Origin of the sequence: Parabacteroides goldsteinii, assembly GCF_020091425.1 — a bacterium.
In the GTDB taxonomy this organism is placed as follows: Bacteria; Bacteroidota; Bacteroidia; order Bacteroidales; family Tannerellaceae; genus Parabacteroides; species Parabacteroides goldsteinii.
In genome coordinates this window covers 6,814,553-6,837,050 of the sequence record NZ_CP081906.1, presented here as the reverse complement: position 1 = coordinate 6,837,050, position 22,498 = coordinate 6,814,553, and the positions used below count along the sequence as shown (strand labels likewise).

General features: G+C 43.6%; 16 protein-coding genes, 1 tRNA gene and 2 rRNA genes. 10 read left to right on the top strand and 9 right to left on the bottom strand.

Annotation, left to right across the window (positions count from 1 at the left end; translation table 11 throughout):
- Window positions 1-87: 87 nt before the first annotated feature.
- Both scpA and mutA read right to left on the bottom strand, forming a co-directional pair.
- Window positions 88-2,238 (bottom strand): methylmalonyl-CoA mutase, encoded by a 2,151-nt coding sequence (scpA, locus tag K6V26_RS28150; RefSeq protein WP_010800522.1) that lies wholly within the window; start codon window positions 2,236-2,238, stop codon window positions 88-90.
- Between the two features lie 12 nt (window positions 2,239-2,250).
- Window positions 2,251-4,113: a methylmalonyl-CoA mutase small subunit gene (mutA, locus tag K6V26_RS28145; protein ID WP_010800523.1), complete on the bottom strand. Its 1,863-nt coding sequence runs from the start codon at window positions 4,111-4,113 to the stop codon at window positions 2,251-2,253.
- A 274-nt stretch (window positions 4,114-4,387) separates the two neighbouring features.
- Here mutA and K6V26_RS28140 point away from each other — a divergent pair.
- Window positions 4,388-4,460: transfer RNA gene (locus K6V26_RS28140), tRNA-Glu, on the top strand.
- A 216-nt stretch (window positions 4,461-4,676) separates the two neighbouring features.
- Here K6V26_RS28140 and K6V26_RS28135 read toward each other — a convergent pair.
- The gene (locus K6V26_RS28135) at window positions 4,677-5,027 is read right to left on the bottom strand and encodes an RNA recognition motif domain-containing protein (protein WP_224264376.1); all 351 of its coding nucleotides are present in this window, start codon (window positions 5,025-5,027) and stop codon (window positions 4,677-4,679) included.
- A gap of 381 nt (window positions 5,028-5,408) precedes the next feature.
- Between K6V26_RS28135 and K6V26_RS28130 the strand changes: the two genes are divergently transcribed.
- Window positions 5,409-5,624, top strand: a complete 216-nt coding sequence (locus tag K6V26_RS28130) for a winged helix-turn-helix domain-containing protein (RefSeq protein WP_007654296.1) — start codon at window positions 5,409-5,411, stop codon at window positions 5,622-5,624.
- 58 nt (window positions 5,625-5,682) lie between these two features.
- Here K6V26_RS28130 and K6V26_RS28125 read toward each other — a convergent pair whose 3' ends face one another.
- From K6V26_RS28125 to K6V26_RS28115, 3 genes are all read right to left on the bottom strand, one after another.
- Window positions 5,683-6,882: an alkaline phosphatase family protein gene (locus tag K6V26_RS28125; protein WP_007654297.1), complete on the bottom strand. Its 1,200-nt coding sequence runs from the start codon at window positions 6,880-6,882 to the stop codon at window positions 5,683-5,685.
- 82 nt (window positions 6,883-6,964) lie between these two features.
- On the bottom strand, window positions 6,965-10,150 hold the full coding sequence (locus K6V26_RS28120; RefSeq protein ID WP_046147899.1) for a TonB-dependent receptor: 3,186 nt from the start codon (window positions 10,148-10,150) through the stop codon (window positions 6,965-6,967).
- A 112-nt stretch (window positions 10,151-10,262) separates the two neighbouring features.
- Window positions 10,263-12,266 carry a tetratricopeptide repeat protein gene (locus K6V26_RS28115; RefSeq protein WP_010800526.1) on the bottom strand — a complete coding sequence of 668 codons (2,004 nt, stop codon included), beginning with the start codon at window positions 12,264-12,266 and terminating at the stop codon, window positions 10,263-10,265.
- Between the two features lie 134 nt (window positions 12,267-12,400).
- On the opposite strand from K6V26_RS28115, the gene K6V26_RS28110 reads away from it, so the two are divergent.
- Together K6V26_RS28110 and K6V26_RS28105 are read left to right on the top strand one after the other, a co-directional pair.
- The gene (locus tag K6V26_RS28110) at window positions 12,401-13,351 is read left to right on the top strand and encodes an SPFH domain-containing protein (RefSeq protein ID WP_007654301.1); all 951 of its coding nucleotides are present in this window, start codon (window positions 12,401-12,403) and stop codon (window positions 13,349-13,351) included.
- A 28-nt stretch (window positions 13,352-13,379) separates the two neighbouring features.
- The gene (locus K6V26_RS28105; RefSeq protein WP_122329195.1) at window positions 13,380-13,571 is read left to right on the top strand and encodes an Arc family DNA-binding protein; all 192 of its coding nucleotides are present in this window, start codon (window positions 13,380-13,382) and stop codon (window positions 13,569-13,571) included.
- Between the two features lie 41 nt (window positions 13,572-13,612).
- On the opposite strand, the gene K6V26_RS28100 is transcribed toward K6V26_RS28105, so the two are convergent.
- Window positions 13,613-14,635: an HU domain-containing protein gene (locus K6V26_RS28100; RefSeq protein WP_122329194.1), complete on the bottom strand. Its 1,023-nt coding sequence runs from the start codon at window positions 14,633-14,635 to the stop codon at window positions 13,613-13,615.
- A gap of 82 nt (window positions 14,636-14,717) precedes the next feature.
- On the opposite strand from K6V26_RS28100, the gene cbiB reads away from it, so the two are divergent.
- From cbiB to cobC, 6 genes are read left to right on the top strand one after another with little or no spacing between them, the layout of a single operon-like run.
- The gene (gene cbiB, locus K6V26_RS28095) at window positions 14,718-15,668 is read left to right on the top strand and encodes an adenosylcobinamide-phosphate synthase CbiB (protein WP_046147895.1); all 951 of its coding nucleotides are present in this window, start codon (window positions 14,718-14,720) and stop codon (window positions 15,666-15,668) included.
- Between the two features lie 16 nt (window positions 15,669-15,684).
- Entirely contained in the window at window positions 15,685-16,278 is a 594-nt protein-coding gene (locus K6V26_RS28090) for a S4 domain-containing protein (RefSeq protein WP_007654307.1), read from the top strand.
- Between the two features lie 4 nt (window positions 16,279-16,282).
- Complete coding sequence (locus tag K6V26_RS28085) at window positions 16,283-16,801, top strand: bifunctional adenosylcobinamide kinase/adenosylcobinamide-phosphate guanylyltransferase (RefSeq protein ID WP_224264375.1); 519 nt, start codon at window positions 16,283-16,285, stop codon at window positions 16,799-16,801.
- Window positions 16,802-16,816: 15 nt separating this feature from the next.
- Entirely contained in the window at window positions 16,817-17,854 is a 1,038-nt protein-coding gene (gene cobT, locus K6V26_RS28080; protein ID WP_195437614.1) for a nicotinate-nucleotide--dimethylbenzimidazole phosphoribosyltransferase, read from the top strand.
- 32 nt (window positions 17,855-17,886) lie between these two features.
- Entirely contained in the window at window positions 17,887-18,639 is a 753-nt protein-coding gene (locus K6V26_RS28075; RefSeq protein WP_007654313.1) for an adenosylcobinamide-GDP ribazoletransferase, read from the top strand.
- 10 nt (window positions 18,640-18,649) lie between these two features.
- Window positions 18,650-19,183, top strand: coding sequence for an alpha-ribazole phosphatase (gene cobC / locus K6V26_RS28070; RefSeq protein WP_224264374.1), 534 nt, complete (start codon window positions 18,650-18,652; stop codon window positions 19,181-19,183).
- 98 nt (window positions 19,184-19,281) lie between these two features.
- Here cobC and rrf read toward each other — a convergent pair.
- Window positions 19,282-19,392: ribosomal RNA gene (gene rrf / locus K6V26_RS28065) — 5S ribosomal RNA — on the bottom strand.
- Between the two features lie 104 nt (window positions 19,393-19,496).
- A 23S ribosomal RNA gene (locus K6V26_RS28060) occupies window positions 19,497-22,376 on the bottom strand.
- Between the last annotated feature and the right edge of the window lie 122 nt (window positions 22,377-22,498).

The window sequence follows — 22,498 nt, the reverse complement described above, 5'->3', positions numbered from 1 at the left end:
TCAATACTTATATGGTAATAAAAAAACTGCGTAACTCTCCACCGAAAGCTACGCAGTCTCCTATTTATTATAAAAACTTTACAGCTATTATTCCTCTCCTAACAGGATTTCCAGGATTTGAACGGCAGCCTTAGCTACTGATGTACCCGGACCGAAGATAGCGGCAACACCTGCCTTGTACAGGAAGTCGTAGTCCTGTGCAGGAATAACACCACCGGCGATAACGATAATGTCTTCGCGGCCTAACTTCTTCAGTTCATCGATAACTTGCGGTACCAATGTCTTGTGTCCGGCAGCCAAAGAAGAAACACCCATTACGTGAACGTCGTTTTCAACAGCCTGGCGGGCAGCTTCAGCCGGAGTCTGGAACAACGGTCCCATATCCACGTCGAAACCACAGTCGGCATAACCGGTAGCTACAACCTTAGCACCACGGTCGTGTCCGTCCTGCCCCATCTTAGCGATCATGATACGCGGCTGGCGACCTTCTTTCTTTGCAAACTTTTCTGTCAGCTCGCAAGCCTTCAGGAAGTCGGCATCTTTCTTTGTTTCTGATGAGTACACGCCTGAAATAGTTCTGATGATTGCTTTATAACGTCCTACAACAACTTCGCAGGCATCAGAGATTTCTCCCAGTGATGCACGCAAGCCGGCAGCCTTAACAGCCAGTTCCAGCAAGTTGCCTTTCTTAGTTTTCACACATTCGGTGATGTCTGCCAATGCTTTCTGAACAGCTTCTTCGTCGCGGTTTTCACGCAACACTTTCAAGTTAGCAATCTGTTCATTACGTACGGCAGTGTTGTCAATCTCAAGGATATCGATCGGATCTTCTTTCGGCAGACGGTATTTGTTAACACCAACGATTGTCTGAACGCCTGAGTCGATACGAGCCTGAGTACGAGCAGCCGCTTCTTCGATACGCATCTTCGGAAGACCTGTTTCGATCGCTTTTGCCATACCGCCCATGCTTTCGATTTCCTGGATCAAAGCCCAACCTTTGTGTACCAGTTCGTTTGTCAAAGATTCTACATAGTAAGAACCGGCCCACGGGTCGATTTCCTTACAGATCTTTGTTTCTTCCTGGATATAAATCTGTGTATTACGAGCGATACGTGCAGAGAAGTCTGTCGGCAAGGCGATAGCTTCGTCCAACGCATTGGTGTGCAAAGACTGCGTGTGTCCCAGTGCAGCTGCCATCGCTTCGATACAAGTACGACCTACGTTGTTGAACGGATCCTGTTCAGTCAACGACCATCCTGAAGTCTGGCAGTGAGTACGCAGCGCTAAAGATTTCGGGTTCTTGGCTCCGAAACTCTTCACAATCTTCGCCCACAACATACGTGCAGCACGCATCTTGGCGATTTCCATGAAGTGGTTCACACCGATTGCCCAGAAGAATGACAGACGCGGAGCAAATGCATCCACATCGATACCTGCGTTAACACCGGCACGAAGATATTCCATACCGTCGCATAGGGTATAAGCCATTTCAATATCTGCTGTCGCACCGGCTTCCTGCATGTGATAACCGGAGATAGAGATAGAGTTGAACTTAGGCATCTTCTGTGATGTATATTCGAAGATATCAGCGATAATCTTCATAGAGAATTCAGGCGGATAGATATACGTATTACGCACCATGAATTCTTTCAGGATATCGTTCTGGATAGTACCGGCCATTTCTTCCAGCTTAGCGCCTTGTTCCAAACCTGCGTTGATGTAGAATGCCAATACCGGAAGAACACCACCGTTCATAGTCATGGATACAGACATTTTGTTCAAAGGAATACCAGCGAACAATACTTTCATGTTTTCCAGCGAACAGATAGATACACCGGCTTTACCAACGTCACCCACAACACGTTCGTTATCGGCATCGTATCCGCGGTGAGTCGGAAGGTCGAATGCAACAGACAGACCTTTCTGACCGGAAGCCAGGTTACGGCGGTAGAATGCATTTGATTCTTCTGCGGTAGAGAAACCGGCATACTGACGGATCGTCCAGGGACGCATCGCGTACATACCGCTATACGGGCCACGCAGATAAGGAGGCAGACCGGATGCATAGTGCAGATGCTCCATACCTTCCAGGTCTTCTTTTGTATATACTGGTTTCACCTCGATATGCTCGGGTGTTTTCCAATTGGCTTCGATGCCATTGGCTTTTGCCCATTCGGCAGCATTGGTAGCTGCAAAACCGGCATTCTTTATATCTATATTCTTAAAATTTGGTCTCATAATTGTTTCTACTTAAGCGATTCCTAATTTTGCGTTGAAAGCCTTCAATGTTTCAAGTACGTTGCTCTTCACATTGATAAACTGATCGATACCCTGAGCTTTCAGGTCTTCCATGCATTCAGGAGCACCTGCTACAACGAATTCAGCACGTCCGGCCAACGCCTTATAAGCGGCAGGAGCATATTCTGCATATTCGTCATCACTAGAACAAAGAACAACGATTTGAGCACCGGCTTTCATCGCTGCCTCAACACCAGCTTCAACAGTTTCAAAACCTAAGTTATCAATTACCTTATATCCGGCGCAAGCAAAGAAGTTGCTTGAGAACTGTGAACGGGCAATACGCATAGACAAGTTACCGATAGTCAGCATAAAGACATTCGGTGTCTTGCCGCTGTTTTCAGTTGCCAGACGCAATGCTTCGAATTCAGATGCACCACGAGAGAAATCAAGAGGAGTAACCGTTGCTTCACCACAAGAATGACCACCACCGCAACAGCAGGAAGCTGTTTCTTTAATCTTACCGGCAGCTACTTCTGTGAAGTTCGGGAACTGGTTAGAACCCAGCAGGATTTCGCGACGGGTAGCAACAGCTTTCTTACGAGCTACGTTAGAAGCATTTACTGCATTCTGTATGTTACCGTTAGCCACTTCAGCACCGAAACCGCCTTTGTCTTCTACTTCCAGGAACAGTTTCCAGGCAACGTCAGCCAACGAGTTAGTCAGTACTTCTACATAATAAGAACCGGCAGAAGGATCGACCACCTTATCCAGGTGACATTCTTCTTTCAGTAACAATTGCTGGTTGCGTGCGATACGTTCTGAGAAATCATCCGGAGTTTGATAAGTCTTATCGAACGGACGAACAGTGATAGAATCGACACCTGCCAAAGCAGCAGACATCGCTTCAGTCTGAGAACGCAACAAGTTTACATGAGCGTCGTAAACAGTCATATTCCATTCGGAAGTCTGAGCATGTGCGTTCATCTTGCATGCACATTTGCATTCAGGATTGTAAGCAGCAACAATTTCAGCCCACAACCAACGTGCTGCACGAAACTTAGCAATTTCCATGAAGTAGTTAGAGCTGATACCCAGATTAAATTTAATCTTTTTGGCAACTTCGTCTGCGCTGAATCCAGCTTCAGTCAGTTTAGCCATCAGTTCGTTACCCCAAGCCAGTGCATAACCCAGTTCCTGAGTAATATAAGCACCTGCATTATTGAAGTAGAAAGCGTTTACAGCTAAAACTTTATAACCCGGCAGCGCCTGACCAGCTTTGAGCACAGCAGATGCAGCTTCTACCCAGTTTTCATTTTCTTTACCTTTTACCAACGGTTTCTTGAACGGGTCGTAGTTAACAGAACCGAAACATTTGTTCAGGTCTACGTCTTTTCCCTTCAGGATATATTCCAGAATACCGATCAGTTTTTCAGCCTTGCAGTTACAAGTGTTGAAGTTCAGTTCAGTAGCTTCCGGACAGATACCGTTTAATAATGTTGCAATATTTTCGGCATTCACTTCATCACCTTTGATGATGAAACCGAGAGAAGTAACACCTTTGGTTAGCAAATCAAGAGCCTTTTCGTTGGCTTCCTTGAAACAGGTTACTTCAATGTTCTGGCGTACCTTCCAGTCGTTATCCTTCTTTGTTCCGCGAACATAAGGGAATTCACCGGGAAGAGACTCGGTAGTCTTCAAACCTTCGATGTCTTCTGCACGATAGAAAGGATTTACATTAAATCCTTCGCCTGTCTTCCAGACAAGCTTTTTCTCAAACGGAGCACCTTTCAGGTCAGCCGTAATCTTCGCCATCCACTCTTCAGTAGTGACCGGAGCGAATTCTGAGAAAAGTTTTTCTTTTAGTTCTGCCATAATATTAGTTATTTTAATACTGGTATTAGTAATTGTTCAATAGTATATTGTTCAATAACAGGTGGCAAAGGTAGAATAAATAAACAGGAAGAACAATGAAAAATAAACGAAATTGCGCTCAGTTTTAACGCCTTTTAGTTGTATGGAGACAATTATAGTAGCATAATGACAGGAAGATACAAAATTCTTTACATTTTTTCCTGTTCCGGAGAACACCGAAACGAAATAATAACTATTTTTGTCCCGTCAAACAATGAAAACTATAATATGAAACGGTGCATTCGTCTAGTGGCCTAGGACGCCGCCCTCTCACGGCGGAAACTCGGGTTCGATCCCCGGACGCACTACAAAAGCCTGCTGAATGATTTCGGCAGGCTTTTTTATAGAGATCAACATACAGTTTGCAAATTTCTCATATATTATGATACTGCTTTCTCACATATTATGCGACTCTAATATCATAATATATGAGAAAGCAGTATCATAATATATAAAATCTGCGTCCATAAGAAACAAAAAAGCGACCTGTTGCCAGATCGCTTTTCCATTTGCTATAATGCGAATTAATATCTTCTTCCGCCGCCGTTACCGTAGCCACCGCCACGATTACCGCCGCCGTAACCACCACCACGATTACCACCGAAACCACCGCCACGGTTTCCACCACGGTCTTCTCTCGGACGAGCCTCTGTTACGTTGATTACTTTTTCATCATAAGTAGCCTGGTTTAATTCTTCGATAGCCTTCTTGGCTAAATCGTCATCCTTCAATTCTACAAAACCAAAGCCTCTTGAACGGCCTGTTTCTCTGTCTGTGATAACTCTAGCTGAGAGGATTTCCCCATAGTCAGCAAACAACTCGTTTAAGTCAGCGTCTGTGACGTTATAACTTAAATTTGAAATGTAAAGATTCATTTATAAAAACTTATTTAGTTAATTGTTTATTGAGGGATGAATAGAATAATAGTTGAATGAATATACTTTACAAATCTAAGTTGCGAGCAAAACTTCAAATACAAGTTTAAATCAATCTCAATAGGCTACAAATGTAAGGTTTAATTCGACACCACCATACTTTATGACAATCTTTTTCAAACATTTTTTCTCAAAAAACGCTTATAAACAAACAATGATTTATTTTAAGTTCGTGAATCTCCATCCGCCTGTTTTACAAAAAAAATCTTTTGACGGAATCTCCTTTTTATAAAACACACTAAAAAAAACGTCAGAATATATCATTTCCGCTTTAATTTCTGTTTTAACTCAACATACCATAAACATAAAAGAGAATTTGTCATGACGAAAGGAACAATTGGATTAAATGCAGGTACCATCAGGAATCTGTTACTGGATGGTGGATGTTGGAGTTTGGAGGAGTTGAAAAAGGCAACCTCCTTATGTGAAGCTGATTTATGGTCTGCAATCGGATGGCTAGCCCGCGAAAACATGATTCAGATCACTAGTGCCAAAAGTCAGATAGCTTTTTGTCCGGGGATGAATTTCAATTATTAAATGAAAGATACCCTTTGATATTAAAAAAGCGACCTTCAACAGATCGCTTTTTTTATTTTTACCGGAATAAAGTATTTACAACCACACTATCACCGTCATTTGGAGCAGGCTCCAAATTTAACAACCGGGATATGATCAGATAAAGATTTACATTTGCCATGACAGGTAATTCGACATTCTCTTTAAATGAAGGGCCTGCCGCATAAAATATAGCTTCCATCTCCGGTGAAAAATTATCATAACCATGAGTTGCACCCGGATAAGGATAGGATTTATCACGGAAATGCAGGTAAGTTCCGATATTGGGAAGCACAACCAAATCACCTATACGGGGATTATTCCCATAAACATATTCAGCAGGAATTTCCTCTTTCTTCCAAACCGTCACATTCGGAACCTTTTTCAGGATATTGTATGCGGTCTCGGTATAACCATTCTTCGGATAAAGCAAAGTCGGGACACCGTCAAAAATATAATCAAAACTGTCACGAGGCAAATAGTCGTTCAGATTGACATATTTCTCAGGCGTATAAGTAGCCATTCCGTGATCGGACAGAACTATAAAATCTATTTTATCGAAAATATCCAGCTTGCGGGCCTCGTTAAAGAAATGGTTCAATACACGGTCCAGCTCCTCTACTTTCTCTAAAGTTGCCGAAGAGTCAGGCGTACAGATATGACCGATCGCATCCGGCTCTTCGATATACCACATAACCAGATGAGGACGTATATCCTCCGGTAGCTGCAACCAGGCTACTACAGAATCGGCGCGGTCCGAATAAGGGACCTTTTTATCAAAAGGTTTCCAGATGGAAGGCTGGCGGCCCTGGATCGGATACTCACTGCCCACCCAGAAGAAAGAGGCTGCATGCACTCCCTGTTTCTCTGCCGTATTCCAGATCGGTTCCCCTCCATAAAAGCCGGGAGTGGGGTCCGCCATACGGTAAATACTATCCAAGTCGGAGGCATAAAAGAAATTATTAACCAGGCCGTGATGATCTGGGTGCAAACCGGTTGCCATACTGTAATGGTTCGGAAATGTTACGCTGGGAAAAGAAGGACGGAAAGCGGCACGAATCCCGACTTTCGCCAAAGAATCCAATGTCGGGGTATAAGCACGATCGGGATAATCGGAACGGAATCCATCCATGGAAAGAACGACCACATAACGGTCATGGCGTTTCGATGACGAACAGCCGGAAAAAAGTATACCGGCCAGAACGATACATCCTATAAATAAACTTACATATCTTTTCATATACAATCACCTCAAAAAGAAAGAGGTCCACAAAGATAGTGAACCTCTCCCGATTATTTTATTCAAATCGTTAAATACACGGCTAGAAAATATATTTCAATCCAACCTGGGCATGCCAGCGGGAAGTGATATTTGTATTAGTATACATTTCTCCCGGATCATAGAACTGGTAAGTTGCTCCATTTGTCCCAATCTTAGTTGTAAGAGGAGTCAAATCATAACCTGAATTAGTTTGATAATACATACCCCACTTTTTATTCAATAAATTGCCTACATTGATAATATCGAAATTAAGCTGGATTGTATTTCTTTGTCCTGCGATATCAACAAAAAAGTCCTGGGCAAAATGGAAATCAAAATGATGCTCAAATGGCAAAGTCATTTGATTACGTTTAATATGTGTTCCTTTGGATTTGCGAAGTTCACCATTTCCTTCAATCCATTTTATTAAAGCATCCTTTTGTTCTGCAGCAGTAACAGTATTATTGTTAGAATGAATATCAGTAAATACCATCTTCTCCAGTTCTGCATCTGTAGGCACATACATCAAATCATTACGATATCCATCTTTATTCAGATCCGTATAATCCAAAAGGGAATATCTGCCACCTGTCTGCCCATTATAAAACAAGCTGACTGTTGTTGCAAAATGTTTTGCATATTCCTTACGGTAAGATACAGAACCGATCACACGGTTACGGACATCAAACATCGACCATGTCAATTCTGGATTCATATCACCGTAATATGTTGCATTATATTTCCAACCGGAATAGGCTTGTGAAGAATTTCCGTCATTCAATGATTTTGCTTGCCCATATGTATAAGCGATCATTGCATTCAAACCGAAGTCAAATGATTTTTCCAGTTTTGTCGTAATATTAAAAGTATAACCTTTGCTTGTGTTTTTCAACAGCATGACCTGAGTGAAATGATTGTCCTGCTTTTCATAAACAGGACGGTCATCTCCTCCGTTGTTCAAAGTCTCGCCTTTCCACTGATAATTAATATTTTCGTATAAAATATTATTCAGAGTCTTGGAGTAAAGTCCCTCCAATGTTCCTCTGATACCAAATGGAAGCATTTGTTCCACAGCTAAATTTGCACGGAAAACAGAAGGGAAACGGAAGTTTTTAGCCATTACATCGACTTCCGATGTAGGCACTTTTGCATTAGGATCTTTATATTGCTTGTTCGGATCAATATTAAACTTAAAATCTGAAGGATAGTTGCCCAAACTGGAAGAATAAGCGGTGCGAACCATCTCAACTCCTGCATTTCCAAAACTATTTGAAATCCAAACAAATGGAACACGGCCTGTAAATATACCAGCCCCACCACGCAATAAAGTTGTCCGGTCTTCATTTAAGCTCCAACGGAAACCGACACGGGGAGACCACAGTACTTTGGTTGTAGGCATTTGGTCTGTTGCCAACCCCATACTCGTCGCTACTGTCGAGCTATTAAACACCTCATTCGCTCTAGGCTTATCAAATAATAAAGGAATATCCAGACGTAACCCGTAAGTCATACTAAAACGATTCGTAACTTTCCATTCATCCTGAGCATAAAAACCAAGCTGGGCAGCGCCAAACACTGGTGCCCAACGATCTGTTCCTGTTATTTTTTCATTAGAGTAGGAGTATTCATATGAATTCGGTAATACCTCATTTGCTGTTCCTACAGTCAAAAAATCATCTAACGAATTATAAACATAAGAACCATAAATATTAGTGATATACAGATTTTTCATATGGAAGAACTCATTATGGGTTCCCAATGTTATCGTATGATTTCCTTTATTCCATATCAGGTTGTCCTCCAGTGTAAAAATATCCTGGTCCAAAGCATTGGCGGCTGAATTTCGTTCTGTACCTAATTCCAAGCTTGATTTCTTGGTAGGATCACCATTATTTATCAAATTATTAATCGTTATATTTGGAAGAGGTTGTCCGATTGGATCACGATAATCCCTAACATAAGTCCAACCAAACCTGAACTCATTCGACCAGGAAGGGGTAAACTGTGTATTCAATTCGGATACCAGCGAATGCGTTTTGTTATTCATAAAATAACCGTTATCATTCAGTTTTGCAGAAGAGACAGAATTTGAAAATACCATTTTTCGCCCGTCCAGAAAGCTATAACGAACAGTAAATTTATTCTGTTCATTGATGTTCCAATCCAAACGGGTAAGAATTTTATTAGAGTACGTATCAATATCCTGTGGTCCATAACCACCTGCATTATAACCTCCTGTCAACTGGGATATTTTATTAACGATTTGGTCTACTTCTTTCACATCCAGATTAGACTCAGTCGAACCGATATTATTAGAAGACGGGTATGTTTCCTTTACCCGTTCATAGTTTGCAAAGAAGAACAATTTATCCTTTACAATCGGCCCACCTAACGTAAAACCATACGTTGCGCTGCTCTGATCACCTAACTTCTTACGTTCTTTTGCATCCTTTCCCGGAGTCTTCCCATAAAAATTCTCATTATTATAATACCAATAAGCAGAACCATGGAATGTATTCGTACCGGATTTTGTAATTGCATTTATACCTCCCCCGGTAAAACCTCCCTGACGGACATCATACGGCGCTATTACTACTTGAATTTCTTCAATCGCTTCAAGAGAAATCGGGTTGGCACCAGCTTGTCCGCCATTCGTTCCACTAGACGAAAGACCAAACACATCATTGTTTGTAATACCATCAATTTGGAATGAATTATATTTGTTACTCGAACCTGCAAAAGACATGCCACTAGCGGTATTCACTCCTAATGGATTCATCTTTGTCACATCAAAAATACTACGGCTGACAGAAGGAGTCGCCTGAATTTGCGATTGATTGAAGTTTTGTGCCGCCCCGGTCTTCTGAGAATTAAACAAGGCTGCCTTCGATGCCGTGACAACCACTTCATCCAACGATAATGATTCTGTCAACTTTACATCCAACAAATAAGTTTCACCTAATTGAAGCGTAATATTTTTATATACCGCTTTCTGAAAGCCGACATAAGACACCTCAACGGTATAAGGACCGCCGGTACGCATCCCCTGTAGACTGTAACGTCCATCCGCATTAGTAACAGTTCCATACGTAGTACCGGAAGGCTCATGAACAGCCTGTACTGTTGCGCCGATCAGAAGTTCGCCTTCCGCCGTCACTTTTCCACTGATCCCGGAAGTGGTAACCTGGCCATTCAACGTGAATGTCAGACAAAAAAGAAAAAGAACAAACACAGATAAGTTCTTCATACTAGATAATATTAAAATTAAAACAATCGAAACACTTTTTATACAACGCCACAAAGATATATAATCTATGTTACCAACGCATTACGAATATGCTTGATTTTTATGGACTTTCTTAAATATTTCGATTTTCCCGCAAACTATCGGCTATATCCTGATGCTGCTGAGCAAGTTCTTCCTCCCCGACAAAACGATAAGCTTCAGCCAGATACTCGTGTGCTGATGCGTGTTTGGGCTTAATGGAAACGGCTTTTTGGAGATCAGCGACCGCCTCCTCATAATATTTCATGCGTAGATAACATTTTCCACGATTATAACGGGCCTTAAATGAAAGGGGGCTCAGTTTGACAGCTTCATTCAATGCCACTTGGGCATCGTATGTTTCGCCAATATCCAGTAGCGTGACACCTTTGCGCACCCAGGCATCCACATACTCAGGATACAGTTTCAAGGCTTTATCGAATGAGCGGAGAGCAGCATTCGGATCATTGGCTTTGGTTACACATTCATTTCCCATCAAATAATATTCATGGGCATATTCTTTCAGGATTTCACGTTGCGCGTAAAGTTCTTCTTTTAGTTTCTTGATTTCCTGGCGTTGCGTATTCATACGCTGAAGTTTGGAACGGAGCAGGCGCTGCACCAGCGGTTTGTCCATTTCGTTTCGTTTCCCTATTGCAAGAGCAAAAGACTCCACGGCATCCTTCATATTCCCACGGTTAAAATCATGGGCAGCACGGGCATATAAAAGTTCCGCCTCACTTTCCCGCAGGCTCTTTTCAATCAGTTCCTTACTATTGAAGATCTGGCTGAACTGAACAATTTCTTTACGTACAAAAATATCGTGAGGAGTCACTTTACTCTTCAGAACCAGTCCTTCGAGGGATGTGCAACGGCTTAGTGCCACGTATGTCTGACCGCCGGCAAAGACACCTCCGGTCAAATCCACGACAACCCGGTTAAACGTAAGTCCCTGGCTTTTATGCACGGTAATTGCCCAAGCAAGACGGATCGGCAATTGTTCGAAAGTACCGACAATCTCCTCCTCTATCCGTTTTTCCTTTTCGTTATACTTATATTTATAATTACGCCACGAAGTAGGTTCCACCAGATGTTCGATCCCGTTTTCCAACAGGACATATACATTCCCGTTCTCATCGATACCCGAAATCATACCGATAGTTCCGTTCACCCACCGACGTTCATAATCATTATCAATAAAAATCACCTGTGCCTGTTCCTTGATTGCCAGATTCAATTGTGTTGGCAAAGATGATTCGGGAAAATCCCCATCTATACGCCCTGCGGAAATAAACTCTTCACCAGGCAATTCCGACAACTTCTTTTCATTGATGAAGTCTACCTGATCGCGCCGGGTAGCAAGTGTAATGTACATATCTTCGTTATTCGGCTCAAATTCAGGAAAATAACGGGTATTCAAAATTTCCAGCTCCTGTCTTCTTGCCGCATTGCTCCGTATCCGGTCCAATATATTAATAAATACGGGATCGGTCTGGCGATAAACTTTCTGCAACTCAATAGGCACCAGGTTGATTGACTTGAAAACCCTGGCTGAAAAGAAGAACGGACTGGCATAGAAAAGACTGAGTATCTCTTTCTGGTCAGACGGCACAACCGGCTCCAACTGAAACACGTCTCCGACAAACAATAACTGTTTTCCTCCAAACGGCAAACGCATATTTCCTGAAAAAACACGTAAAATACGATCTACACAGTCGATAATATCCGCCCGCACCATCGAAATTTCATCAATAATGATCAGCTCGACCTCCGATATTATTTTCCGGTGCTCTTTCCGGTATTTGAAAAATTCAAAGATCCGCCCGTCTTTCAGGCTTAAATCTGGATCATCCGGTAACATCGGACGGAACGGCAGTTTGAAGAAAGAATGCAAAGTCACCCCTTCAGCATTAATAGCCGCGATACCAGTCGGAGCCAATACGACATATTTCTTTTTGGTATGCGAACAAATATATTTGAGAAAAGTGGATTTGCCCGTCCCCGCTTTCCCTGTCAGGAAAACAGACTGGCGGGTATGGGTAATCAGTTGCAGGGCATCCTGAAATTCCTTGTTGTCCGTATCTAGTTGAAATTCCAATCGTGTAAATTTTGAGTAGACAAAGCTAAATAATATTTTAAATATCCCCTTATAAAAAGAGTATATTTTATTTGGTCATGTGCAGGAAATTGTTTTCATTTGTGATATCAAAATAATATCAAATACAAATTATTATGAAAGCAGAAGAACACAATTTTAAAGGACTAATAATCAATGGATTCATTGGTCTATTTATCAATCTCATTCTAATACCATTATTCATTGTATTAGTTCTCTATTTTTATGGAGAGACAAACTATATCTGTGCTCCACTGACAATAGTGTTGTTCATAGCATTCATCCTAATGCTTCCCGGATATATTTCCCAGGAGCCGAACGAAACCCGGGTCATGGTATTTTTTGGAAAATACGAAGGCACATTCACGCAAACAGGGTTTTATTGGGTAAATCCATTCATGAACAAAAAGAAACTTTCTTTGCGTGCCCGCAATCTGGATGTTGAGCCAATCAAAGTAAACGACAAAATCGGCAATCCGATCCTGATAGGACTTGTGCTGGTTTGGAAACTGAAAGATACTTACAAAGCGATGTTTGAAATCGATGCACAAACGATGGCTAATAATAAAAAGAATGGTCAGGCAGGTGTAACAGTAGCCGAACGGATGAATGCTTTCGAAGATTTTGTCCGTGTACAAAGCGATGCCGCTCTCCGGCAAGTAGCCGGGCAATATGCTTACGACAACAACGAACAGGAAACCAACAAGCTGACCCTTCGAAGCGGAGGTGAAGAAATAAACGAACAGCTGGAACATCAACTGAATGAACGTTTGGCGATGGCTGGCATGGAGATAGTGGAAGCTCGTATTAATTATTTGGCTTATGCCCCGGAAATTGCTGCTGTCATGCTACGGCGCCAACAAGCTGATGCCATTATCTCTGCCCGCGAAAAGATCGTTGAAGGAGCCGTCTCGATGGTAAAAATGGCATTAGACAAATTATCGGAAGAAGAAATCGTCGAACTCGATGACGAAAAAAGGGCGGCAATGGTAAGCAACTTATTAGTCGTACTATGCGCAGACGAGCCGGCCCAGCCGATTATCAACACAGGTACATTATATCAATGATTCTAAATTTTTAATATTAATATAAGTGATGGCCAAAAAAGAGAATGCAACCAAAAATTTTGTTCTGCGGATCGATGCAGAGATGATGGATGCTATCGAAACCTGGGCTGCGGATGAATTCCGCAGCACCAATGGCCAGATACAGTACATTCTGGATCAGGCACTACGAAAGGCAGGCCGGTTAAAAAAGAAAAAACAATACAAGAAGGAAGAGGAATAAAAAGAATTCGTATAAAAAAATCAATACAAGAAGGGGACTAATTATCGACTGATAAACAACCAGGCATCTTTATATTTCTCATTCGTACGCAAAGTTGCCATATAGCTTTCAGCCTGCTCACGATTATCAAATCTATCGGCATAGATACGGTACTTACCATCACGAACAACTTTACTCACATGCTTGCAATCTTTACGATCTACCCCGGCAATATATTTATCTGCTTGTTCTTCCGTAGGAAAACTGGCTATCACGATATGATACATTTTCTGATTCGGCTTGCTGACCGCCGGTTGGGGAGCGACCTCCTGCTTTTTCACTTTCGGGGTTGGTGCAACAGCTATCGCATCGTTTTTCACCTCCGGCGCCTTGGTTTCAGGAGCCACAGTCTCAACCGGTGCGCTCATTTCCTCCGTTTTCATTTCAGGCGCATTTCTGGCAACCATTTCCGTCGGAACAAAACTGGCAGTATAAGCAGCCTGGTTCACATCTTCCACCGGAGTTGAAACCAATAAGAATAAAGTGACAGCAGCAGCCGAAGCAGCTACTACGCGGAGAAACTTCCGGCTAACCGGTATATATAATGTATCTTTTTTCTTCTTTCCGGTAAGCAATGCTACCTCTTCACGCGCAGCCAAAACAGGTTTAAGCTGTGGAAAATTAAAAGCCGCCAATCCATATGAACAGACACTGAATGCATCCGATTCTCCCGGATGGAAAATCATCTGGCCTTCCTGTCCCAGACTGAAAGAACCTAACAGACCAAAGGATAATCTCTTTTCTTCCTGCAAAGCTGCTTTCATATCGTCGACATCTTCCTCCAGCATCAATTGTGCCTTCCGGTAATTAACACCATACATTTGCATGTATGACTCTGAAAGTAACCCGTCGTTATGTTGCAGTGTGATATTAAAAACGATTTCTTTGCGTTGCGGACTGAACAAATGTTCCTCTCCGTTGCATACGGCAGAAACTGTTTGCAGTACAAAACCTCCAAATTTCGGTACAATCACACAGTCATGTACCAGTAATAATCGTTCTATATGTGTTATTATCCTAAGCATAAGACAAAGGTAGATATTTATTAGTGAATTTACAAAACAAAAAACGGTACAATTTTCTACCTTTGTCTCTCAAACAAATAATATGTACTGGTTAACTCAATCGATATATTCATTCAAGGTAATCCCCTTTCTGGGCGGATGGCTGGCAGACCGCCTGTTAGGTGATCCGGAAGGCTGGCCTCACCCCATCGTCTGGTTCGGCAAACTCATTTCTTTCGGAGAGAAAAAACTGAATCAGGGTGAGAACCGTTTCTATAAAGGAGGTCTGTTGACACTAATCCTTGTAGCAGGCATTTACTTTATAACCCGGCTAATCCTTTTCTGGGGAGCATTTATAAATACTTATTTATACGCAATTCTTGTCGGAGTAGGTGTATTCTATTGCCTTGCCGGAAAAACATTGATTACGGAAGTAAAAGCCGTTTTTGAAGCAGTAGACCGTAGTGTGGAAGAAGGACGGACACAAGTCGGACGCATCGTCGGACGTGACACCTCCGATCTATCCCCACAGGAAATCAGGGCCGCCGCCCTTGAAACTTTGGCGGAAAACCTGAGTGACGGAGTGATCGCCCCGATGTTCTGGTTTGGCTTTTTAGGATTGCCCGGAATGATGGCTTATAAAATGATTAATACACTCGACTCGATGATCGGCTATAAAAACGAGCGATACAAAGAATTCGGAGAAGCTGCCGCCCGGTTGGACGACGTTGCCAACTACATACCTGCCCGGCTGACAGCTTGCCTGATGTTACTGGTTTCCGGAAACTGGCACAAAAGAGATTTTCTGACACGTTTCGGTAGGGCACATCTCAGTCCCAATTCAGGTTATCCGGAAGCAGCATTGGCAGCCATCCTCGATTGTCGTTTCGGGGGTACACACGATTACTTCGGTCAAGCAGTGGAAAAGCCTTATATCGGAGTCAACGACAGGCCTTTTACAACAGAAGATATGTTAATAGCAACTAAAATAAACAGCAATACAGAACTAGCCATGGGATTGCTTGTTTGTCTTCTATCAATATTATTACAATAAAGAAAATTATACAGACATGGAAATAAGACTAAACAAATTGCTCAGTGACGCAGGACTTTGCTCGCGCCGGGAAGCAGACAAGTTCATCGAAATGGGGCGGGTTACCGTCAACGGAAAACAGCCGGAAGTCGGCCAGAAAGTTAGCAAAGCTGATATCGTCATGCTTGATGATATTAAAGTTAATTTCAGCCAGGCTCAGGAGCATGCACGCACCGGTTCCGGTAAAACTCAAAATCTGATCTTCGGCGACCCTGTTGCCAAAGTGGAGAAAAAAGAAAAGAAAGTGGAAGACAGTGCGCCTGTTGAAAAAAAGAAACCTTCCGGTTCCGGCAGTAAGCTGAGACCTGGTAAATATGTCAAATACAACAAATATGCTGCTGCCAGAAAAGCGGCTAAAAGCGGAGAAAAACCGAAAGACAAACTGACTCCGGAAGAAAAGGCACTCAAAGATGCCATGCGTCCGAAGTTCGGTAAATCTTTGGGAAAAGCAGCCGTTGCGCAACGCCTTGCCGCTTCTCCCAAATCTGCCAGTTTACGAAAAACGAGTAAAAACAATCCGATAAACAAAGGGAAACGAGTTGCTACCCGCAACAAGCCTAAAGGAGAATAATACGATGCCGCACAAACATATCGTACTTATTACAGGAGGTCAACGTTCCGGCAAAAGCGGATATGCACAAAAGTTAGCCTTATCATTGAGCACTAACCCGGTTTACCTGGCGACTTCGCGTGTATGGGATGAAGAATTCCGTCAACGGGTTCTCCGTCACCAGGCAGACCGTGGTCCGGAATGGACAAATATAGAAGAAGAAAAATACCTGAGCCATCATAATCTGAATGCCCGGGTAGTCGTTATAGATTGTGTCACGTTATGGGGCACAAACTTTTTTTTCGACAATGACAGTAATGTCGAAAAATCATTGACAGAACTGAAAGAAGAATTCAACCGGCTGACTCAACAGGAGGCTTATCTTATATTCGTGACCAATGAAATTGGGTTAGGCGGAGTCTCGCCAGATCCGGTTCAACGCAAATTCACGGACCTGCAAGGGTGGCTGAACCAACATATAGCCTCCCGAGCCGACGAAGTCGTACTGATGGTAAGCGGAATACCCATGAAAATAAAAGGATAACAAAATAACAATACAATGATTACTTTTAATATTGAAAAACCAGATGCTGCTATCGCAGAAACATTACAGGAAAAAATAAACAATCTGACAAAACCTAAAGGTTCATTAGGTAGATTAGAAGAATTAGCTCTTCAGATTGGTTTGATCCAGCAGACACTTACCCCTTCCCTACATCATCCGGTCAATGTCATTTATGCCTCCGACCACGGTATTGCAGATGAAGGAGTAAGTAAATCACCCAAAGAAGTCACCCGCCAGGTAATTCACAATTTCCTGAACGGCGGAGCCGGTGTTTGTTTTCTTGCCCGCCAGCATGGCATCGAACTGAAGATTGTTGATGGTGGCATAGATTTCGACTTTCCTTCCATTCCACAACTAATCGACCGGAAAATCAGGAAAGGGACCCGTAATTTCCTCCATGAAGCAGCAATGACACAGGAAGAAATGGAATTGGCACTACAATACGGAGCTGAAATTGTGAGTGATTGCCATAAGGAAGGATGCAACGTCATCAGCTTTGGCGAAATGGGAATAGGTAACACGGCAGCTTCCAGCATGTGGATGACCTGCCTGACAGGTATTCCATTGATAGAATGTGTCGGTGCAGGAAGCGGATTAGACAGTATAGGCGTACAACATAAATATAATGTGTTGAAAGCATCGCTTGAAAACTATAAAGGAGATAATAGCCCATTAGATGTGATCCGTTATTTCGGAGGATACGAAATGGTCATGGCTGTCGGTGGAATGCTCCGGGCAGCAGAACTCAAAATGATCATACTTGTCGACGGGTTTATCATGACCAACTGTGTTCTGGCAGCTTCCCGGTTATATCCTGAAATGTTACCTTATTGCATATTCGGTCATTGCGGAGACGAAGCCGGACACCGGAAAGTACTGGATGTATTGCAGGTAAACCCGATTCTAAACCTGGGACTGCGTTTGGGAGAAGGTTCCGGTTCCGTGTGTGCTTATCCGATCGTAGACTCGGCCGTACGCATGATCAACGAGATGCATACTTTCCAACAGGCGGCTGTGACAAAATATTTTTAACTGGATGGTATCCATTCCTAACATTTAAATATATGTTGCGTATACTGGCTGCATTCATATTCTTTACACGTCTGCCTTTTTGGAAACTGGCTGAAGTACCTGCCGAATATTTTAAAAATATAGTGAGCCGGTGGGCTTTAGTCGGCTGGTTTACTGCCGGGCTGATGGTGATTGTACTATATGCAGGCTCACTTGTTCTGCCTTCCGGAGTTGCTTTAGCCCTGGCTATGATCACCCGTTTATTAATCACAGGCTGTCTCCACGAAGACGGCCTGGCTGATTTTTTTGACGGATTCGGAGGAGGCACAAACCGGGAACGGATATTGGCTATTATGAAAGACTCGCATATAGGAAGTTATGGAGTCATTGGTTTGATCTGCTATTTTGGCCTGTATTATTTGTTGCTCAGCAATCTCCCGGTCGAACTGGCAGGTTGTGCCATCCTTGCAGGTGATCCTTATAGCAAAGGTATTGCAGGTATGATCATCAATCGCCTCCCATATGCCCGAAAAGAGGAAGAAGCAAAAAGTAAAACAGTTTATAGCCGGATGACAACCGGAGAATATCTGTTCAGTCTGATTTGTCTGTTACTGCCTCTGTGCTGGTTGCCTGAACCCGTATATTTTCTGGCAGGTCTCCTACCCGTTGCTACCTGGTACCTATTGACTACTTTTATGAAAAAGAAAATACAAGGATATACCGGTGACTGCTGCGGAGCTACATTTCTATTATGCGAATTAAGCTTTTATCTGGGTATAGCTGTTATATATACAACAACACTTTAGTTATTTACATATGAATATCTATTTAATCAGACATACGTCTGTCGACGTTCCCGCAGGTTATGCTTACGGACAAACCGACGTACTGCTGCGCCCATCTTTTGAGGAAGAAGCCGAAAAAGTAAAAGAATCATTATCCGGACTTACTTTTGACAAAGTCTGGTGTAGTTCGCTAACCCGCTGTGTAAGGTTAGCCTCCTATTGCGGTTATCCGGATGCCATTCGGGAAGATCGCGTAAAAGAATTGAATTTTGGGGAATGGGAAATGATATCCTGGGAAGACTTATCCTCCGACCCACGTTCCGAAGCCTGGTTTGCAGACTGGATCAATATCAGAACACCAAACGGAGAATCGTTAAAAGACCAATACGACCGCGTCAGTTCATTTCTTGATGAGATCAGAAAAAGCGGAATGCAAGATGTCTGTATATTTGCCCATGGAGGTGTTTTAACTTGTGCGCGTGTTTATGCGGGAGAATATGGAATAGAGGAAGCCTTTAAAAACGTGCCATCCTACGGAGAAATAATAAAGCTGAGTTTCGACTGAGCTTTATTATCTTATTTGACATTTATTATTTCTATTTGAACCGTCATTTACATAAAACAAAAAGGAGTCCACTCTATCGAATGAACTCCTTTTATCTAAAACGGCGGCTATCTACTCTCCCACTTTTACGCAGTACCATCGACGTGGTTGGGCTTAACTTCTCTGTTCGGAATGGGAAGAGGTGGATCCCCAACGCTATAACCACCTTAATACCTTTTAAGATGTTTGACCTGGACAACGCTACTTTATCAGTAACTTTCGCTTTGTCAGTATCTCTACTAACCCTGCTGATATATCAATCCTTCCTCCCGGAAATAGAAAGTCTCGGGCTATTAGTACTACTCGGCTTCGACATTACTGCCCTTACACCTGTAGCCTATCAACGTCGTAGTCTACAACGACCCTCAGGGAGATCTTATCTTGAGGCTGGCTTCGTACTTAGATGCTTTCAGCACTTATCCAATCCAGACTTAGATACCCGGCGGTGCACCTGGCGGTACAACCGGTAAACCAGAGGTCTGTCCAACACGGTCCTCTCGTACTAGTGTCAGAGCCACTCAAATCTCCTACGCCCACGATAGATAGAGACCGAACTGTCTCACGACGTTCTGAACCCAGCTCGCGTGCCACTTTAATGGGCGAACAGCCCAACCCTTGGGACCTTCTCCAGCCCCAGGATGTGACGAGCCGACATCGAGGTGCCAAACCGCTCCGTCGATATGAGCTCTTGGGAGCGATCAGCCTGTTATCCCCGGAGTACCTTTTATCCTTTGAGCGATGGCCCTTCCATGCGGAACCACCGGATCACTATGCTCTAGTTTCCTACCTGATCGAGTTGTCTCTCTCCCAGTCAAGCACCCTTATGCCATTACACTCTACGACCGGTTACCAATCGGTCTGAGGGTACCTTTAGAAGCCTCCGTTACTCTTTTGGAGGCGACCACCCCAGTCAAACTACCCACCATACAGTGTCCTCATTTCCACGAGTTAGAACTCAAACAACCAAAGGGCCGTATTTCAACGGCGACTCCACCGACACTGGCGTGCCTGCTTCGCAGTCTCCGGCCTATCCTACACATTAGTTGCCCAAATTCAATGTAAAGCTATAGTAAAGGTTCACGGGGTCTTTTCGTCCCATCGCGGGTAATCGGCATCTTCACCGATACTACAATTTCACCGAGCTCACGGTTGAGACAGTGTCCAGATCATTACACCATTCGTGCAGGTCGGAACTTACCCGACAAGGAATTTCGCTACCTTAGGACCGTTATAGTTACGGCCGCCGTTTACTGGGGCTTCAATTCAAACCTTCTCTTGCGATGAGCTCTCCTCTTAACCTTCCAGCACCGGGCAGGTGTCAGGCTGTATACTTCATATTTCTATTTCGCACAGCCATGTGTTTTTGTTAAACAGTTGCCTGGACCTATTCTCTGCGCCCTGCCATCGCTGACAGGGACCCTTTATCCCGAAGTTACAGGGTCAATTTGCCTAGTTCCTTAACCGTGAATCACTCGAGCGCCTCAGTATTCTCAACCCAACTACGTGTGTCCGTTTACGGTACGGGTACTCTATAGATATGCTTAGCGGATTTTCTAGGGAGCCTGTTTACATCCATATTGCCTTGTACAAGTACTCGGCATACTCTCAGGTTCGACTCTCACGGCGGATTTGCCTACCGCGATCAACGTCTACACCCTTTAACCATCTATTCCGTCAGATGGCAGGACTGTCACTTCTCCGTCTCCACATCGCTCTATAAAGTAGTATGGGAATATTAAACCATTCTTCCATCGGAATCGCCGTTCGGCTTATCCTTAGGTCCCGACTTACCCTGATCCGATTAACGTTGATCAGGAAACCTTAGTCTTTCGGCGAGGAAGTTTCTCACTTCCTTTATCGTTACTTATACCTACATTTGCTTTTCCAGCTGCTCCAGCAAGGGTTATCCCTCACCTTCAACGCCACTGGAATGCTCCCCTACCATCCATTACTCTGGATCCATAGCTTCGGTAAACAGTTTATGCCCGAGTATTATCCACGCCAAACTCCTCGACTAGTGAGCTGTTACGCACTCTTTAAATGAATGGCTGCTTCCAAGCCAACATCCTAGCTGTCTCTGCAGTCTGACTTCGTTAGTTCAACTTAACTGTTATTTGGGGACCTTAGCTGATGGTCTGGATTCTTCTCCTCTCGGACGCGGACCTTAGCACCCGCGCCCTCACTCCAGGGCAATATATAGTACGCATTCGGAGTTTATCTGGACTTGATAGGCGGTGAAGCCCTCGCATCCAATCAGTCGCTCTACCTCATACTATACTAACCCTAGGCTGCACCTAAATGCATTTCGGGGAGTACGAGCTATCTCCAAGTTTGATTAGCCTTTCACCCCTACCCACAGTTCATCCGAAAGCTTTTCAACGCTTACCGGTTCGGTCCTCCAGTTAGTGTTACCTAACCTTCAACCTGACCATGGGTAGATCACTTGGTTTCGCGTCTACTCCCTCCGACTAATTCGCCCTGTTCAGACTCGCTTTCGCTTCGGCTCCGTATCTGAAATACTTAACCTTGCCGGAGAAAGTAACTCGTAGGTTCATTATGCAAAAGGCACGCCGTCACAACTTACATTGCTCCGACCGCTTGTAGGCAGACGGGTTCAGGGTCTATTTCACTCCTCTGTTCGAGGTTCTTTTCACCTTTCCCTCACGGTACTGGTTCGCTATCGGTCTCTCGGGAGTATTTAGCCTTACGGGATGGGCCCCGCTAATTCACACAGAATTTCTCGTGCTCCGCGCTACTCAGGATACCACTAGGCTTCGTTAGAAAGTCGTGTACGGGATTTTCACCCTCTATGATCACTTTTTCCAAAGCGTTCCACTTTCCTAATTTCTTGCCACAGCGTGGTCCTACAACCCCGGTATTGCCTAAACAATACCGGTTTGGGCTCTTCCGCGTTCGCTCGCCACTACTTGCGGAATCATTGTTATTTTCTCCTCCTATGGGTACTTAGATGTTTCAGTTCCCCACGTTCGCCTCCCATTACGGGATGACAGGCCTTCAACCTGCCGGGTTGCCCCATTCGGAAATCTGAGGATCAAAGATTATTTGCATCTCCCCCCAGCTTATCGCAGCTTATCACGTCCTTCGTCGCCTCCGAGAGCCAAGGCATCCACCGTCTGCCCTTGCTTACTTTCTTATTTCCGGTTACCACAGGGGTAAATTGGATTGATATATCTTCAGCTTGCTCTTGTTACTTTATTTTACGTTGTCCATCATGTCAAAGATCTTTTCGTTACTTTACGTTTCCTATGTCTCGGT

Bases quoted from the DNA above. Each gene is read 5' to 3' on its own strand.
- K6V26_RS28125 (WP_007654297.1), bottom strand. From the start codon at position 6,882: ATGAAAAGATATGTAAGTTTATTTATAGGATGTATCGTTCTGGCCGGT.
- K6V26_RS28075 (WP_007654313.1), top strand. From the start codon at position 17,887: ATGTTGCGTATACTGGCTGCATTCATATTCTTTACACGTCTGCCTTTT.
- K6V26_RS28100 (WP_122329194.1), bottom strand. From the start codon at position 14,635: ATGCTTAGGATAATAACACATATAGAACGATTATTACTGGTACATGAC.
- cobC (WP_224264374.1), top strand. From the start codon at position 18,650: ATGAATATCTATTTAATCAGACATACGTCTGTCGACGTTCCCGCAGGT.
- K6V26_RS28085 (WP_224264375.1), top strand. From the start codon at position 16,283: ATGCCGCACAAACATATCGTACTTATTACAGGAGGTCAACGTTCCGGC.
- K6V26_RS28135 (WP_224264376.1), bottom strand. From the start codon at position 5,027: ATGAATCTTTACATTTCAAATTTAAGTTATAACGTCACAGACGCTGAC.
- cbiB (WP_046147895.1), top strand. From the start codon at position 14,718: ATGTACTGGTTAACTCAATCGATATATTCATTCAAGGTAATCCCCTTT.
- cobT (WP_195437614.1), top strand. From the start codon at position 16,817: ATGATTACTTTTAATATTGAAAAACCAGATGCTGCTATCGCAGAAACA.
- K6V26_RS28110 (WP_007654301.1), top strand. From the start codon at position 12,401: ATGAAAGCAGAAGAACACAATTTTAAAGGACTAATAATCAATGGATTC.
- K6V26_RS28130 (WP_007654296.1), top strand. From the start codon at position 5,409: ATGACGAAAGGAACAATTGGATTAAATGCAGGTACCATCAGGAATCTG.
- K6V26_RS28105 (WP_122329195.1), top strand. From the start codon at position 13,380: ATGGCCAAAAAAGAGAATGCAACCAAAAATTTTGTTCTGCGGATCGAT.
- mutA (WP_010800523.1), bottom strand. From the start codon at position 4,113: ATGGCAGAACTAAAAGAAAAACTTTTCTCAGAATTCGCTCCGGTCACT.
- scpA (WP_010800522.1), bottom strand. From the start codon at position 2,238: ATGAGACCAAATTTTAAGAATATAGATATAAAGAATGCCGGTTTTGCA.
- K6V26_RS28120 (WP_046147899.1), bottom strand. From the start codon at position 10,150: ATGAAGAACTTATCTGTGTTTGTTCTTTTTCTTTTTTGTCTGACATTC.
- K6V26_RS28090 (WP_007654307.1), top strand. From the start codon at position 15,685: ATGGAAATAAGACTAAACAAATTGCTCAGTGACGCAGGACTTTGCTCG.